Below are 14,939 nucleotides of genomic sequence, written 5' to 3' on the forward strand. Positions count from 1 at the left end.
CATTGTTCAAGGTCAACGAGTACTTCGGCGGCGACGTCGCATCGATCGCCTTCACGACGCCGGAAGGCCCTGCGACCGTGGGCGTCATGGCTGTCGGCGAGTACGAGTTCGGCACTTCTGCGCTCGAGATCATGCGGGTGGTCTCCGGTGCGCTGACCGTCAAGTTGCCCGGCAGTGAGCAGTGGGAAACCTTTGCGGCCGGAACACAATTCACCGTGCCCGCCGACAGCAAGTTCCAGGTCCGCGCCGAGGTCGAGACTGCCTACCTCTGTGAGTACCGCTGACGCGAGGCTCTGCTGGCCTCTCGGCCGCCTACCCAGTGCGCCGCTTTCTACCTCAGGGTTGTTCCGAGGCGGGAAGCGCAGCCCTGCCGTAGAAAGCGGCGCGCAGGGCCAAACTTTTTGATGCCGGGCAATTCGGGTATGTAACGCCCATGCGCCCCATCACCCTGGCCAAGACGGCCACCGCGGCTTTGACCACTGCACTCGTCGGCGGACTGGCCAGCCGGCCCGCACAGTCGACGTGGTACGAGTTGCTGCGTAAGCCGTCGTTTCAGCCTCCGCGACAAGCCTTTCCGATCGTCTGGCCGGTCCTCTACGCCGGCATCGCGGTGGTATCGGCCCGCACCATCGACCGGCTGCGGGCCGAGGGTCACGACGACCGGGCGCGCGGCTACACCGTGGCGCTGGCCGGCAACCTGGCGGTCAACGCCGCCTGGTCGTGGGTGTTCTTCTCCCGGCGTCAACTCGGAGCAGCGGCCGTCACCGCCGCCGCCTTGACCGCCAGCAGTGCCGACCTGACCCGTCGCTCGGTACAGGCCCAGGGCGCCCCGGGTGCGGTGCTGGCGCCCTATCCGCTGTGGTGTGCCTTCGCGACGGCGCTGTCCACCCGTATCTGGATGCTCAACCGCACCTGACCGCGCTCAGCTGAACGGCTTGCGCTGATCCAGCCGACGTGAGGCCAGGCCGGCGCCCCGCCACACCCGGGCGACCCAGTCGCCGTCCTCTTCGGTGACCAGGTTGCCCATCACCCGCACGGCGATGTTCATCAGGAAGGACGAGCGGACCGCGACCGGGCCGGAGGCCGGCAGGAACCGGGGCAGGGTGAGCAGTAGCGCCAGTCGTCGGGCGATCGAGAACCCGTGGGCGTAATGCTCCTGCAAAACCGCGGGCCAGGCCTGTGAATAGTCGCCGGAGCCGAGCAGTTCGGCCGCCAACCGGCCGGTTTCCAGCCCGTAGTCGATGCCCTCGCCGTTGAGCGGGTTGACGCACGCTGCCGCATCGCCGACGAGCATCCAGTTGGGCCCGGCCACCCCGGACACCGCACCGCCCATCGGCAGCAGCGCCGACAGCGCGGCCCGCGGCTCCCCGGAGAATCCCCACTCGTCGCGGCGCAGCTGGGTGTAATACGACAGCAGCGGGCGCAGGGCGGCGTGGGCGGGACGTTTGGCCGTCGCCAGGGCGCCGACACCGATGTTCACCTCGCCGTTGCCCAGCGGGAAGATCCAGCCGTAGCCGGGCAGCACCTGGCCTTCGGGGGAGCGCAGCTCCAGATGCGAGGTGATCCACGGCTCATCGGCTCGGGGTGTGGCGATGTAGCCGCGGATGGCGGTGCCGTAGACGGTTTCCTTGTGCCAGGTGCGGCCCAGCACGCGGCCCAGGGTGGAGCGGGCCCCGTCGGCCACGATCAGATGGTTGCAGCCGATCGTGGCGCCGTCATCGAGCTCCACGGATTCGACACGTCCACGTGAGTCATAGCTGACTTCAACGACTTTGGCGCCCAAGCGCATCTTGGCACCGTCGTCGGCGGCGACCGAACGGATCCGGTCGTCGAGTTCGGTGCGCGGGACCGCGCTTCCGGTGGACGGAAACGACGGCCCGGGCCACGGCACCTCGACGTCGGCGCCGAATCCCGACATCCGCAGGCCGTGATGCCGGATCCGGGTGTCGAGCCACGGGCCCATGCCGAGCCGTTCCAGTTCGGCAACGGCGCGCGGCGTCAGTCCGTCGCCGCAGGACTTGTCCCGGGGGAACTGCGCCGCATCGACCACCAGCACGTCGCGACCGGCCCGAGCCGCCCATGCGGCGGCCGCCGAGCCCGCCGGCCCGGCGCCCACGACGACCACGTCTGCCTTGATATCCATTGCTCCCAGTATGTTGGACGAATGAGGACACCAGCGACTGTGGTGGCAGGCGTTGATTTCGGGGACGCGGCGTTCGCCGCCGACGTCCGGGACAGCGTCGCCAGGATCGAACAACTGATGTCTGACGAGCTGGGCAAAGCCGACGAGCTCATGGCCGAGGCCGTCCAGCATCTGTTCCAGGCCGGCGGCAAGCGGTTCCGCCCGCTGTTCACCGTGCTCGCGGCGTCTCTGGGGCCCCGGCCCGACGATCCGGAGGTCGCGATCGCCGGTGCGGTCATCGAACTGGTGCACCTGGCCACGCTGTATCACGACGACGTGATGGATGAGGCCCAGATGCGGCGCGGGGCACCGAGCGCCAACGCGCGGTGGGGCAACAACATCGCAATCCTGGCCGGTGACTACCTGTTCGCCACGGCTTCGCGGCTGGTTTCCCGGCTGGGACCCGACGCAGTGCGTGTGATTGCCGACACATTCGCCCAACTGGTGACGGGGCAGATGCGCGAGACCCGCGGCGCGGCCGAGCATGTCGACTCCGTCGACCATTACCTCAAGGTGGTCTATGAGAAGACCGCTTGCCTGATCGCTGCCTCGGGACGGTTCGGCGCGACGTTCTCGGGCGCTGATGCCGAGCAGGTCGAGCGTCTCCACCGGCTGGGCGGGATCGTGGGCACCGCGTTCCAGATCTCCGACGACATCATCGACATCGACAGCGATCCCGATGAATCGGGCAAGGTTCCGGGTACTGACCTGCGCGAAGGCGTACATACCCTGCCGGTGCTGTACGCGCTGCGGGAGTCGGGGCCAGATTCCGACCGGTTGCGCGAGTTGCTGGCCACGCCCGTCGAGCGTGACGAGGACGTGGCCGAGGCGTTGGCCCTGCTGCGGCGGTCGGCCGGCATGGTGCGCGCCAAGGAGACGGTGGCCCAGTACGCGGCGCAGGCACGTGACGAGCTGGCCAGCCTTCCGGCCGGGCCCGGGCGTGACGCGCTGGCCACCCTGGTGGACTACACGGTCAACCGTCACGGCTGATTCCGGAACCACGGACGGTAACTGAGCGTTTAATCAGCGATGGTTGCCGAGTAGTTGCCTGATAGGAGGAAACTGCGATGACGTGGAACCCGCACGCGAACCGCATCAAGACATTCCTGTTGCTGGTCGGTTTTTCGGCGTTGATCGTGTTCGTCGGTTCGTTGTTCGGCCGCAACGTGATGTACCTGGCGGTGCTGTTCGCCGTCGGCATGAACGTCTACGTGTACTTCAACAGCGACAAGATGGCGTTGCGCGCGATGCACGCCCAGCCGATCACTGAGGTGCAGGCGCCCGAGATCTACCGGATCGTGCGGGAGTTGGCCACAACGGCACATCAGCCGATGCCGCGTCTGTACATCTCCGACACCGCCAACCCGAACGCGTTCGCCACCGGTCGCAACCCACGGAATGCCGCGGTGTGCTGCACCACGGGCATTCTTCAGCTCCTCAACGAGCGTGAGCTGCGTGCGGTTCTCGGGCATGAGCTCTCCCACGTCTACAACCGCGACATCCTGATCTCGTGTGTGGCGGGCGCCATGGCGTCGGTGATCACTGCCCTGGCCAACATGGCGATGTTCGCGGGGATGTTCGGCGGCAATCGTGAAGGCACGAATCCGCTTGCCATGCTGCTGGTTTCGCTGCTCGGCCCGATCGCGGCCACCGTGGTGCGGATGGCGGTGTCCCGCCAGCGTGAGTACCAGGCCGACCAGTCCGGTGCCGAATTGACCGGTGACCCACTGGCATTGGCCTCGGCGCTGCGCAAGATTTCCGGTGGCGTCGAGGCGGCGCCGCTGCCCCCGCAGCCCCAGTTGGCCGATCAGGCACATCTGATGATCGCCAGCCCGTTCCGGGCCGGCGAGCGCATCGGCAAGCTGTTCTCGACCCACCCGCCGATGGAAGACCGGATCCGTCGCCTGGAGGACATGGCCGGCCGCGGCCCTGGTCACTACTGATCTCCAGCAAGGACGACTGGCCGGTTATTGCACACTTCTTCGTGATCTGCGTGTCATAGCCGGCCTTTCGGCTGTCCGGTGGCCCTCGGCCTGATTCAGCCCTGATTCAGACGCTGTGACGAACGTGCAGCCTTTCCGGTCAGATGCGCGTGGCATCGGCGTGAAAGGCTGCACGCTCGCCGCAACGTTCAGCGCACCTCATGCGGAGGCCGGAGCTCTATCTGGATGGCCGGTGGTCACGAAGGACGAGTACCGCGTTGGGTCGAGCAACACCGCGTCGAGCAACACCGCGAGCGTGCGTGCCGGGCAGCCGACACGCACGCTCGCGGTGCAATCCGTGACGCTCAGGCGGCGTCGGCGAGGGTCTCGATGTGGGTGGGCGTCACCCGCAGCACGTCGGCGCTGGCGATGTCGTAGAACAGGCCGATCACGTTGACGCGCCGGGCCAGCGGGTGCGACTGCAGGGTCTGCACCTGCACCGCGATGTTGACCATCGACAGCTGATCGACCATGCCGAAACCGGCCTCGGCCGCCGACTGTGCCACCGGGTGGCGGCCTTCGTCGAACGCTGCGACCGACGGATCACCATGGGCCAGCCAGGATTCCAGATGCTTGTCGCCCGCGTCGGTCTTGCCCAGCATCGCGGTCATGGCGCCGCAGCTGGAGTGCCCGCACACCACGATCGAGGAGACGTTGAGCTTGTCCACGGCGAACGCGATGGCGGCTTCGATCGAGGCGTCGGCCTGGCCGGCGGGGATCATGTTGCCGACGTTGCGCACCGTGAACAGATCGCCGGGACCGCTGCTCGTGATGACGTTGGGCACGACCCGTGAATCGGCACAGGTGAGGAACAGCGTCTCGGGCCGCTGGGCATGCGCCAGCTCCTGCATGTGCGGGCGCAGCACCGGGGCGGTGCGGCGGTGGTAGGCGGCCAGGCCGTGCAGCACCGATGACGTCTCCTCGCGCTGCCAGGAGCTCCACGGCACCACGCCGGAGCGCTTGTCGAACGGTGTGAAGCCACGCATCGGCGGGCCGGTGACGGCGCTGCCCATCTCGACCGAACCCAAGTCGTGGATCTCGACCGTGCCACCGGTGGCCACGTGCTGGCGCTGCCACTCTTCGATGGTTTCGTGGGCCGCGTGGTCGATGAAGTCGACCGACAGCTCGACGGTCACCGAGGCACCCGAGGGCACCCGCGCCAGCGCGCTGGTCAGTGTCGGCAGGGACAGGAACGTGCAGGAGCCCTCAATGGCGACGCGCCAGGTGTCGGCACCGGTGGGTTCGGCGACGATGTTGGTGCGGACCACCCGCCACACGGTCAGCGCGATCGCGAGCGCGAGTCCGATCAGCACGCCTTCGAGCAGGTTGAGGAACACCACGCCGGCCACCGTCACCACGTACACCGCGAGATCGCCTGTGAGCCTTGCAGTTTTGATGTGAGCCCGCTTGACCAGCTGGCAGCCGATGACGATCAGCAGGCCGGCCAGGGCGGCGGTCGGGATCATCTGGGCCAGGCCGGCGAACGGCACGGCGAACGCCAGGATCCAGACGCCGTGCAGGATTGCCGACGCCCGGCTGCGGGCCCCGGCGGCGACGTTGGTCGAGCTGCGCACGATCACACCGGTGACGGGCAGTCCGCCGACAGCACCCGAGAGCATGTTGGCGGTGCCCTGGCCGATCATCTCGCGGTCGAAGTTGGTGCGCGGGCCGGTGTGCAGCCGGTCCACCGACACCGCCGACAGCAGGCTCTCGACGCTGGCGATCAGCGCGACGGTCAGCACGCCTGCGGCGAACGCGCCCCAGTTGCCTTCGGGCAGGCCGGGCAGGGCCAGCGCGTCGAGCAGGGATCCGTTGATCTGGATGCGGGTGACGTCACCGAACGCCGGCAGCAACGACAGTGCGGTGACGCCGACGATGGCCACCAGCGGGCCCGGCACCTTCTTGACGGCGGCGGGCACCCAGCGCCAGCCCACCAGGATCGCGATCACCAGCGCGCCCAGGACGACACCGTGGCCGTGAGCGTTGATCAGCTGACCTGGCAGTTCGGTGACGTTTGCCCAGGCCGAGCTGTTGGAACTGCCGCCGAGCAGCACGTGGATCTGCTGCAGCGCGATGGTGATGCCGATGCCGGCCAGCATCGCGTGCACGACGACGGGAGAGATGGCCAACGCGGCGCGCGCCACGCGGCTCAGTCCGAACAGCACCTGCAGCACGCCGGCGCACACGGTGATGGCGCAGGTGACGGCCCAGCCGAACTGCGATATCAGGCCGGCGACCACCACGGTCAGCCCGGCCGCGGGTCCGCTGACCTGCAGCGGCGATCCGCCCAGGGCGCCTGCCACGATGCCGCCGACGATGGCGGCGATGATGCCGGCCAGCACCGGAGCCCCCGACGCCACTGCGATACCCAGCGACAACGGCAGGGCGACCAGGAATACGACCAGCGACGCCGGCAGGTCGTATCGCAGTACGGACCGGGCCCGTCCTACGAAATCAGTGGTTTGCTGCATGGAACGCCTCCGTCTGGAGTTGGTGATGCGCGAGCTCGCCTCATCGCGGGCCCGCGCACAGTTATTGACGCCGTTGTCGTTGAACAACTTCGAAAAGTGTTGGAGCGCAGCGCGACACGGGCCACATTCTGGACCCGTCGAAGCTTGGCAACGCCCAATTGCTATGAGCGAGAGTATTTATCGCTGTGAACTGGTGCAAGGAAGATTGGGCTATGCATAGAGAACCCAAATGTTACGGAGATGTGTCTCTCCGCGAATATGCCTGGTGCGCACGGCTAATCATCCGTAACCGGAATCGCGGCGGCACCAAGTGTTCACCAATTCGTTGGAAACAGTATGTATCGCAAGGTCTTTGATGTGGATCACCACAGGTCGCAAAGGTGACGAGCGTCATAGAAGACTCATAGAAGGGGTATTCCCTTAGAACTCCATATGAACTCCGTGACAACCGTCTGTGTACTCCGCACAATGGAAATATGACGACGATGTCCGTTTCCCCTCGTGCCCAGCAACCGCGGCAGGCCATCCTCGGACAGTTGCCGAAGATCCATCGCGCCGACGGATCTGCGATTCGCGTACTGCTGGTAGATGACGAGCCCGCGCTGACCAACCTCGTCAAGATGGCCCTGCACTATGAGGGCTGGGAGGTCGACGTGGCGCACAACGGCCATGATGCCGTGGCCAAGTTCGACGAGGTCGAGCCCGATGTCGTGGTCCTCGACATCATGCTGCCCGATATCGACGGGCTGCAGATTCTGCAGCGGGTCCGTGAGGCCGACGGCTATACGCCCACGCTGTTCCTGACCGCCAGGGATTCGGTGCTGGACCGGGTGTCCGGCCTGACCGCGGGTGCCGACGACTACATGACGAAACCGTTCAGCCTCGAGGAGCTGGTGGCCCGGCTGCGCGGGTTGCTGCGCCGCTCGAGTCACACCACGCCGCCGGCCGACGAGATCCTCAAGGTCGGCGACATGGTGCTCGACGGAGCCAGCCGCGAGGTCACCCGGGACGGTGAGCCGATCAATCTCACCGTGACGGAGTTCGAACTGCTGCGCTACCTGATGCGTAATCCGCGCCGGGCGCTGAGCCGGGCCGAGATCCTCGACCGGGTGTGGAACTACGGGTTCGGCGGGAAGTCCAGCATCGTCGACCTGTACATCTCCTACCTGCGCAAAAAGGTAGACACCGACCGCGAGCCGATGATCCACACCGTGCGTGGCGTCGGCTATATGCTGCGGCCGGCGTCGTGACTCGCTGATGCCGCCCCGGCGGTGGGGGCCGCGCTCGCTGCGCCGGCAATTGGTCTTGGGCGTCAGTGCGCTCGTCACGGTGGTGCTGTTCGCGGTCGGCGCCTTGTCCGTGTACAGCCTGCACACCTATGTGACGACGATGAGCGATACCGAGGTGTCGCGGTCGTTGGCAGCGTTCAGCCATTCCCTTGAAAAGTGGCGGGAGAGTCAGACCGACCACCAGCTCGCGTCAGACGCCGAGGCGCTCACGGCCTTCGTCGGGCAGGCGCCGGGCAATCTGATCGCGGTGCTGCACGACGGCGAGGTCGTCCAGTCGGCGGTGTTCTCCGACGGTGAGCCGCACCCGGCGCCGGCGGCGGTGACCCGCGCACTCGACCAGTACGCCTGGGCCGACGAACACCCCCGCACGGTGAAGCTTCCGGTACTGGGCTCCTATCGGTTGGCCAGTCAGCCTGCGGACAACGGTGACGTGCTGGTGTCGGGGGTGTCGCTGGACAGCGCGAACTTGGTGATCGCCCGCAAGACGGTGACCGTCGGGGTGATGATCGTCATCGCCCTGATCGTCACCGCGTTGGGCACGGTCGCCGTGGTGCGCTACGCGCTGCGGCCGTTGAGCCGGGTGGCGGCCACCGCGGCCAAGGTGGCCAAGTTGCCGCTGGACGGTCGCGATCACCGCATCACGACGCGGGTGCGGGACAAGGACACCGATCCGGACACCGAGGTCGGCCTGGTGGGAGAGACGCTCAACCAGCTGCTGGCCAACGTCGACAGCGCGCTGGCCGCACTGGCCGACTCCGACCGGCGCACCCGGCAGTTCCTCACCGATGCCAGCCATGAGCTGCGCACACCGCTGGCGGCGATCCAGGGGTATGCCGAGCTCACCCGGCAGGACAGCGCGAACCTGCCGCCGACCACCGAATACGCGTTGGCCCGCATCGAGGCCGAGGCGCGGCGGATGACCGGTCTGGTCAGCGACCTGCTGCTGTTGTCGCGGTTGAGTGAGGGGCAGGAACTCGAGACCGACGACATCGACCTGAGCGATCTGGTGGTGGACGCGATCAACGACGTGGCGGTGGGCGCGCCCGAACATCACTGGGTCGCCGAGCTGCCCGACGATCCGCTGTGGGTACGCGGGGACCTGGCCCGGCTGCACCAGATGGTCAGCAACCTGTTGACGAACGCGCGGATACACACGCCGCCCGGTGTGACCGTCACAATTGCATTGACCGAGGCCGATGAATTCGCAGAATTGACGGTTACCGATGACGGCCCGGGAATTGATGCCGAATTGTTGCCGAACCTTTTCGGCAGATTTGTCAGGGCCGATAAATCGCGATCGCGAGAATTGGGTAGTACCGGCTTGGGGCTGGCTATCGTGGCCTCGATCGTCGAGGCGCATCAGGGCACCGTCGCCGTCGCCTCAAAGCCTGGTCGCACTGTGTTTACCGTGCGGATCCCGCTCGCCGGTGAGATCGCTCCGGAGACGGTTGCCGCCCATGCAAAAAATATGAATTAGGCCTGAAATTTCTTTGACCGCAGGGCCGTATGCGGTAATTCGTATGTGTTCAACCTGAGTTGATGGACCCTGGCTGAATAGCTCCCTAGGCTGGAACTACCTCATCAAGAGAAAGGCCAGGTAATTCAATGATGAACATCTGGAAAACTGTTTCCGTCGCCGCCGTCGCAACAGGCATGGCGGTGGGCGCGCTGGCGCTGGCCGGCCCGGCTGCTGCGGCACCGAGTGGCACGGGGTCGGCGCAGCAGACCATCAAGCAGTTGGAGGACGAGGGCTACCGCGTCATCCTGTCCCGGGTCGGCACCGGTTCGATCAGCAACTGCGACGTCAAGGCGGTGCGCCCGGGCCGGGAGATCACCGAGCTCAAGAACACGCGGCGGGGCAACACCGAGGAGCGGGTCCGCTACACCACGGTCTACGTCGACCTCGCCTGCGGCTCGGGTAAGTAGCCCAGCCCCGGAGCGGTGGACCACACTATCGCCCCGGGTTAGGGTGGCGGCGTGCTGAGCAGAGTGGTGATTGGCCTGGTGAGCGCCGCGGGGGCGGCAGTGATGAGCATGCCGCCGGTGGCGGCCGCGGAGCCGGAGCCGGCCCCGGCTCCGGCCGTCCCCAACGTCAACGCGTACGCACCGGTCAAGACCTCCGAATACGCGGTGATGGACAAGACCTGGTACGCGTTCACCGTTCCCGACGGCATCACCTGCGTGATCCAGCGCAACGGTACCTACGGCTGCAGCGGGCCGATCCCGGCCGCGCCCAACGGAGCCAATCTGGTCAGCGGCGGGCCGGGAGTGCCCGGGTTCGCCAGTTCACCGGCCCCGGTGTTCGCCGTCGTCGAGAATCCCAAGCCCTTGCCGGCGAATTCGCGGCTCAGCTATCAGACGGTCAGCTGCGGCACCGACGGCGTGACGACGTCCTGCATCGACGGGCGCAATCAGGCGGGTTTCGTGATCAGTCCGGCGGGCAGCTTCGTCATCGGCGAGCAGGAGTCGGACTTCAAGCCCACGTTCCAGATCGGCTGATCCGCACTCGGGGGCCTCAGGCGATTCCTTCGAGCGTCTCCATGTCGCTGGTGCCGATCTTCGCAATCACTTCGGGTGACCGGCGGCGCAGTATCCAGTACCACGCCAGCGCGGCGGCAACCGTGGCCAGGAACAGCCACGGGATCACGTTGAGCGGATACGCAGGCACCGGATAAACGTTGGCGTAGAACACATATGCCATCGATCCGATGGCCAACGCGGCGGCGGGCCACACGAGTGGCACGCGAACCTTGATGCTGCGTAGGAAAACAACAGCAGCGATCGCCGCGGCGGCGTAGGCCACCATGTAACCGTAGGTCCCGTAGGTGTCCACCCAGGTCACGACATCCATCGCGTCGACGCCGAGCAGATACAGCACGACGGGCACCGCGATCACGAGTGGGCTGACCGAGATCAGCGCGCGGTGCGGGGTCAGGTGCGTCGGGTGGGTCCGGCCGATCGCGGACGGAACCACACCCTCTTTGCCCATCACGTAGAGGATGCGGCCGATGACGTTCATCGGCGCGACCACCACGGCGAAAAACGATGCGGCGATACCGAAGTTGAGGATCGGGTTGAACCACCCCGGCATGCCCACCAGGGTCGCGAGATCGTTGAGCGGCTGGGCGGATTCGCCGAGACCGGATCCCAATGCGGCCACCTGGGTGTAGGCGGCGAAGACGTACAGCACACCGACGCCGGCCGCGCTCCACATGATGGCGCGTGGCACCGCGCGGTAGGGGTCCTTGGCCTCCCGGGCCAGGGCATCTGCGCTGGAGAAGCCGACGAAGCCCAGGATCGCCAGCACCATGCCCACCGCGATTCCCGACGGCTTGGCGCCACTCAGGTCGAACTGGTCGGCGTCGAATGCGTCGGCCCCGAGGTGCACCAGGGTGAAGACCAGCAACAGGATGATGATGGACACCGAAACCAGTTCCAGCACAAGAGAAACCCGTGCCGATAGCCGGATACCACGGATGGTGAACAAGGTGGCCAGCGCGCCGAGAACGGCGGCCAGCACGATCTGTGCGGCCACCCCGTGGACCGGAATACCGAGTTGGTTGAGCAGGGTGGCGGTGTAGGCCACCGAGCCGCTCAGTGAGCCCGCGGCAATCCCGAAGCATCCGATGATGAGGCTGACGCCGGTCACGTAGGCGCCGAAAGGTCCGAGTGCGGTCGCGGCATAGCTGTACAGCGAGCCCGCACTCGAACGGCGCTTGGCGAACTGCGAGATGCAGTAACCCACCGAGAGGATGACGACGGTGGCCAGCGCGAACGAGACCCAGGTGCCGTTACTGGCGGTGGTGTAGATGGCGGCAGCGGTGAACGCGATGACGGCGCTGGGCGCGATGTTGGCAATTGCCTGCGCGGCGAGTTCGCCGCCGCCCATCACCCCGCGGCGCAGGCCGGCATCTCCGCTCGAGGTCTCGGCCCGGGTCTGAAGATCTTCGGTCACTTGGGATCTCGATTCTTCTCAGGCGTTCGGGACGAGTAGTTGGCGCAGTGCGTGGCCGGCGGCCAGATCGTCGAGGGCGGCCGCGGCTTCTGCCAATGGCCGCCGAGCGGAGATCATCGAAGCCAGGTCGAGGTTGCCTGCCATGACCTCGTCGACCAGCTGGGGGATGTCCCGCTCGGGCACCGCCGAGCCGTAATTGGAGCCAAGGATCCGTTGGTCGGCCTCGGCCAGCGCGAGCGGATCGAAGGTGGCGCGTTCGCCGGCCGGCGGCAGGCCGACGATGACGGCGGCCCCGCCGAGGCCCAGCGCGGCGATGGCCTGCTCGGTGGTGGCGATCTTGCCGATGGCGTCGAAGATGTAGTCGTATCCGTCGGGCAGCACCTCACGCAGGGCGGCCACGACGTCCTCGACCGCCGAGGCGTCGACGGTGTCGGTGGCCCCGAGGGTGCGGGCCAGGTCGAGTTTTTCGGCGACGACGTCGACGGCCACGATGCGGTCTGCGCCGGCCAGCCGGGCGCCCTGCACACAGGCCAGGCCGACCCCGCCGCAGCCGATCACCGCGACGGTCGAACCCGGCTCCACCCCGGCGGTGTTGCGGACGGCGCCGACACCCGTGGCGATGGCGCAGCCGACGATGGCGATGTCCTGCAGCGGGGCGTCCTTGCGGACCTTGACCGCGCCGCTGCGCGGAACCACCACCTGCTCGGCGTAGGAAGACACCCCGAGGTAGTGGTGGATCTGGCCGCGTTCGTTGGACAGCCGGGTGGTTCCGTCGTACAGGGTGCCTCCGGTGGCCACTACCGACGCCACCAGCGCGCACTGGGCCGGTCGGCCGGCCTGGCAAGCGCGGCATTCGCCGCAACCGGGTACCCAGCTGAGCACCACATGATCGCCGGGCTCGAGGTCGTCGACGCCGGGTCCGACCGCCGTGACCACGCCGGACCCTTCGTGTCCCAGCACCACAGGCGCCGGGACATCCCAGGCGCCGGTAGTGACGTGCAGGTCGGAGTGGCAAACGCCGGCGGCGGCGATCTTCACCTGCACCTCGCCGGGCCCCGGGGTGGCGAGGTCGACGTCTTCGATGCTGATGGTTCCGTTGCCGTCGAGGACTGCGGCCTGAATCCGCGTCGATTCGCCGTTGGGTTCGGTTGCAGGTGCAGACACCGCGTACCTTTCTGCGCTTCGGGGGGCACCGCCACATGTAGGGTTCAATGCCATAAAACAATGAACGTGTTTTACACCACTAAACGAGTGGGCGTCAACAAAAGGGGGAGCTTCAGTGGCGGACGGTCGGCAGGCCGGTACGGAAACCGGCATGGGGCGGGCCGGGGCACGGCTGCGTGAGGTTCGCGGTCAGCGCGGTCTCAGCCTGACCGAAGTGGCCGCCCGGGCCGAGGTGACCAAGGGTTTCCTGAGCCTGGCCGAGCGGGGGATGACCAATGTGTCGGTCCCGGTGTTGATGCGAATCTGCGAGGCCCTGGGAATCGGCATCGGCGACCTGTTCGAGTACCCCTCGGCGCCGGTGGTGCGCAGTGGGGCCGGGGCGCCGCTGGAGATGGGCGGACTCGGCGTCCGGGAGGAGCTGCTGACCCCGAGGTCCGAACACCATGTGCAGGTGATGCACACCGTGATGCGGCCGGGCGGTGGTTCCGGCGGGGCCTACCGGCTTGAAGCCGCAACAGTTTTCGTCTACGTGCTCAAGGGTGAGCTCAGCATCACCGTGGAGGGACACACCACATTGCTGGACACCGGTGACAGCATGACCTTCGGCGCGACCCAGCTGCATGACTGGCACAACCCGACCGACGGGGAGGCCGAGGTGCTCTGGACCATCGCCCCGCCGGTCGGGGCCGAGGACTTCCGCGCCGCGGTGCGCGGTGAGTGACGGGGCACGGTTCCGCGAAAGTGACGCCAGGGTCGCTGTCACCGCGGCTTAGCGACCCTGGCGTCACTCTCGGCGCACAGCGCGATCAGAACGGCAACCGTCAGAACCCCGAGCCGTGCACCTCGTGGCCGGGTTTTTCGATCATCAGACCGTTGTAGGCGTCCTGAACCTTCGCGCCGTGGTTGATCACCGCGTCGACCTCGCGCGCGATAGGCATGCTGAGCCCGTACTTGTCGGCGAACTCCATGATCACGCTGGCGGCCTTCACCCCTTCGGCCACCTGATTCATCGATGCGATGATCTCGTCGATCGTCTTGCCCGCGCCGAGCTGCTCGCCGACATGGCGGTTACGGCTGCGCTGGCTCGTGCAGGTGACGATGAGGTCGCCCATGCCGGCCAGGCCCGCGAAGGTGTCGCGGTGCCCGCCGATGGCTTCGCCGAGTTTGGACATCTCCCGCACCGCGCGGGCCATCACCATGGCGCGGGTGTTCTCGCCGATGCCCAGTGAGTAGCCCATGCCGACGGCGATGGCGTACACGTTCTTGAGTGCCCCGGCCATCTCCACGCCGACCACGTCGTCGGTGGTGTAGGTACGAAAACGTTTGGTGCGGAACAGCTGTGACAGGTTGGCAGCCAGATGCTGGTCGGGCATGGCCAGCACAGCCGCGGCGGCATAGCCTTCGGCGACCTCGCGGGCGATGTTCGGCCCGGCCAGGATGCCCGCCGGGTGCCCGGGCAGGACCTCGTCGACGATCTCGCTCATCCGCTTGTTGGTGCCCTGTTCCAGGCCCTTGACCAGGGAGACCACCGGAACCCACGGGCGCAGTTCACGGGCCAGTTCGGTGAGTACCCCGCGGAAGCCGTGCGACGGCACGCCCATCACGATCACGTCGGCGCAGTTGGCTGCCTCGTTGAAATCATTGGTGGCCTTGAGACTTTCGGGTAGCGCGACCTCGTCGCCCAGGTAGCGCGAGTTGCGGTGGTTGTCGTTGATGTCCTTGGCGGTCTCCTCCGAGCGCACCCATTGCAGCGTCGACCCGCGCCGGGCGCAGATGGAGGCGACGGTGGTGCCCCAGGATCCTCCGCCGAGGACGACGACGTTGGGTTCGCGTTGCGCTGGTGCCATGGCGATCAGAGTATTGCCGAGGCGCGGTTGCTGAGCGAAAGTTGTCGAA

Annotated in this window: 14 protein-coding genes; 9 read left to right on the forward strand and 5 right to left on the reverse strand. The window is 67.0% G+C overall.

Annotated elements, in window-relative coordinates; all coding sequences use genetic code 11:
* Window positions 1-2: 2 nt before the first annotated feature.
* Entirely contained in the window at window positions 3-284 is a 282-nt protein-coding gene (gene ppnP / locus ACZY08_RS08795) for a pyrimidine/purine nucleoside phosphorylase (RefSeq protein WP_463745196.1), read from the forward strand.
* A gap of 149 nt (window positions 285-433) precedes the next feature.
* Window positions 434-916 carry a TspO/MBR family protein gene (locus ACZY08_RS08800; protein ID WP_463745195.1) on the forward strand — a complete coding sequence of 161 codons (483 nt, stop codon included), beginning with the start codon at window positions 434-436 and terminating at the stop codon, window positions 914-916.
* A 6-nt stretch (window positions 917-922) separates the two neighbouring features.
* On the opposite strand, the gene menJ is transcribed toward ACZY08_RS08800, so the two are convergent.
* Window positions 923-2,143 carry a menaquinone reductase gene (gene menJ / locus ACZY08_RS08805; protein ID WP_463745194.1) on the reverse strand — a complete coding sequence of 407 codons (1,221 nt, stop codon included), beginning with the start codon at window positions 2,141-2,143 and terminating at the stop codon, window positions 923-925.
* A 21-nt stretch (window positions 2,144-2,164) separates the two neighbouring features.
* Here menJ and grcC1 point away from each other — a divergent pair, with 21 nt between their 5' ends.
* Both grcC1 and htpX read left to right on the forward strand, forming a co-directional pair.
* A complete protein-coding gene (grcC1, locus tag ACZY08_RS08810) occupies window positions 2,165-3,172 on the forward strand; it encodes a nonaprenyl/(2E,6E)-farnesyl/geranylgeranyl diphosphat synthase (protein ID WP_463745193.1) in 1,008 nt (335 codons plus the stop codon).
* A 77-nt stretch (window positions 3,173-3,249) separates the two neighbouring features.
* Window positions 3,250-4,125: a zinc metalloprotease HtpX gene (gene htpX / locus ACZY08_RS08815; protein ID WP_463745192.1), complete on the forward strand. Its 876-nt coding sequence runs from the start codon at window positions 3,250-3,252 to the stop codon at window positions 4,123-4,125.
* Between the two features lie 344 nt (window positions 4,126-4,469).
* On the opposite strand, the gene ACZY08_RS08820 is transcribed toward htpX, so the two are convergent.
* Window positions 4,470-6,635, reverse strand: a complete 2,166-nt coding sequence (locus ACZY08_RS08820; RefSeq protein ID WP_463745191.1) for a SulP family inorganic anion transporter — start codon at window positions 6,633-6,635, stop codon at window positions 4,470-4,472.
* 476 nt (window positions 6,636-7,111) lie between these two features.
* Between ACZY08_RS08820 and ACZY08_RS08825 the strand changes: the two genes are divergently transcribed.
* The 4 genes from ACZY08_RS08825 to ACZY08_RS08840 all read left to right on the forward strand — a co-directional run bounded on the left by ACZY08_RS08825 (window position 7,112) and on the right by ACZY08_RS08840 (window position 10,423).
* Entirely contained in the window at window positions 7,112-7,885 is a 774-nt protein-coding gene (locus ACZY08_RS08825) for a response regulator transcription factor (RefSeq protein WP_463745190.1), read from the forward strand.
* Between the two features lie 7 nt (window positions 7,886-7,892).
* Window positions 7,893-9,401, forward strand: a complete 1,509-nt coding sequence (locus ACZY08_RS08830) for a sensor histidine kinase (protein ID WP_463745189.1) — start codon at window positions 7,893-7,895, stop codon at window positions 9,399-9,401.
* 128 nt (window positions 9,402-9,529) lie between these two features.
* On the forward strand, window positions 9,530-9,850 hold the full coding sequence (locus tag ACZY08_RS08835) for a hypothetical protein (RefSeq protein ID WP_463745188.1): 321 nt from the start codon (window positions 9,530-9,532) through the stop codon (window positions 9,848-9,850).
* Between the two features lie 51 nt (window positions 9,851-9,901).
* Window positions 9,902-10,423, forward strand: coding sequence for a hypothetical protein (locus tag ACZY08_RS08840; RefSeq protein WP_463745187.1), 522 nt, complete (start codon window positions 9,902-9,904; stop codon window positions 10,421-10,423).
* Between the two features lie 16 nt (window positions 10,424-10,439).
* On the opposite strand, the gene ACZY08_RS08845 is transcribed toward ACZY08_RS08840, so the two are convergent.
* A complete protein-coding gene (locus ACZY08_RS08845) occupies window positions 10,440-11,879 on the reverse strand; it encodes an APC family permease (protein ID WP_463745186.1) in 1,440 nt (479 codons plus the stop codon).
* Between the two features lie 18 nt (window positions 11,880-11,897).
* Window positions 11,898-13,043 (reverse strand): zinc-binding dehydrogenase, encoded by a 1,146-nt coding sequence (locus ACZY08_RS08850; RefSeq protein WP_463745185.1) that lies wholly within the window; start codon window positions 13,041-13,043, stop codon window positions 11,898-11,900.
* 115 nt (window positions 13,044-13,158) lie between these two features.
* Here ACZY08_RS08850 and ACZY08_RS08855 point away from each other — a divergent pair, with 115 nt between their 5' ends.
* On the forward strand, window positions 13,159-13,764 hold the full coding sequence (locus ACZY08_RS08855; protein ID WP_463745184.1) for a helix-turn-helix domain-containing protein: 606 nt from the start codon (window positions 13,159-13,161) through the stop codon (window positions 13,762-13,764).
* Window positions 13,765-13,864: 100 nt separating this feature from the next.
* Here the strand turns inward: ACZY08_RS08855 and ACZY08_RS08860 are convergent, their stop codons facing one another.
* Window positions 13,865-14,890 carry an NAD(P)H-dependent glycerol-3-phosphate dehydrogenase gene (locus ACZY08_RS08860; RefSeq protein ID WP_463745183.1) on the reverse strand — a complete coding sequence of 342 codons (1,026 nt, stop codon included), beginning with the start codon at window positions 14,888-14,890 and terminating at the stop codon, window positions 13,865-13,867.
* Window positions 14,891-14,939: the final 49 nt, after the last annotated feature.

Source organism: Mycobacterium sp. IDUB_9, from assembly GCF_055419505.1.

What these genes read in the sequence shown, in the direction of transcription:
- ACZY08_RS08800 (WP_463745195.1), top strand. Translation starts at nt 434, where the DNA reads ATGCGCCCCATCACCCTGGCCAAGACGGCCACCGCGGCTTTGACCACT.
- menJ (WP_463745194.1), bottom strand. Translation starts at nt 2,143, where the DNA reads ATGGATATCAAGGCAGACGTGGTCGTCGTGGGCGCCGGGCCGGCGGGC.
- grcC1 (WP_463745193.1), top strand. Translation starts at nt 2,165, where the DNA reads ATGAGGACACCAGCGACTGTGGTGGCAGGCGTTGATTTCGGGGACGCG.
- htpX (WP_463745192.1), top strand. Translation starts at nt 3,250, where the DNA reads ATGACGTGGAACCCGCACGCGAACCGCATCAAGACATTCCTGTTGCTG.
- ACZY08_RS08820 (WP_463745191.1), bottom strand. Translation starts at nt 6,635, where the DNA reads ATGCAGCAAACCACTGATTTCGTAGGACGGGCCCGGTCCGTACTGCGA.
- ACZY08_RS08825 (WP_463745190.1), top strand. Translation starts at nt 7,112, where the DNA reads ATGACGACGATGTCCGTTTCCCCTCGTGCCCAGCAACCGCGGCAGGCC.
- ACZY08_RS08830 (WP_463745189.1), top strand. Translation starts at nt 7,893, where the DNA reads ATGCCGCCCCGGCGGTGGGGGCCGCGCTCGCTGCGCCGGCAATTGGTC.
- ACZY08_RS08835 (WP_463745188.1), top strand. Translation starts at nt 9,530, where the DNA reads ATGATGAACATCTGGAAAACTGTTTCCGTCGCCGCCGTCGCAACAGGC.
- ACZY08_RS08860 (WP_463745183.1), bottom strand. Translation starts at nt 14,890, where the DNA reads ATGGCACCAGCGCAACGCGAACCCAACGTCGTCGTCCTCGGCGGAGGA.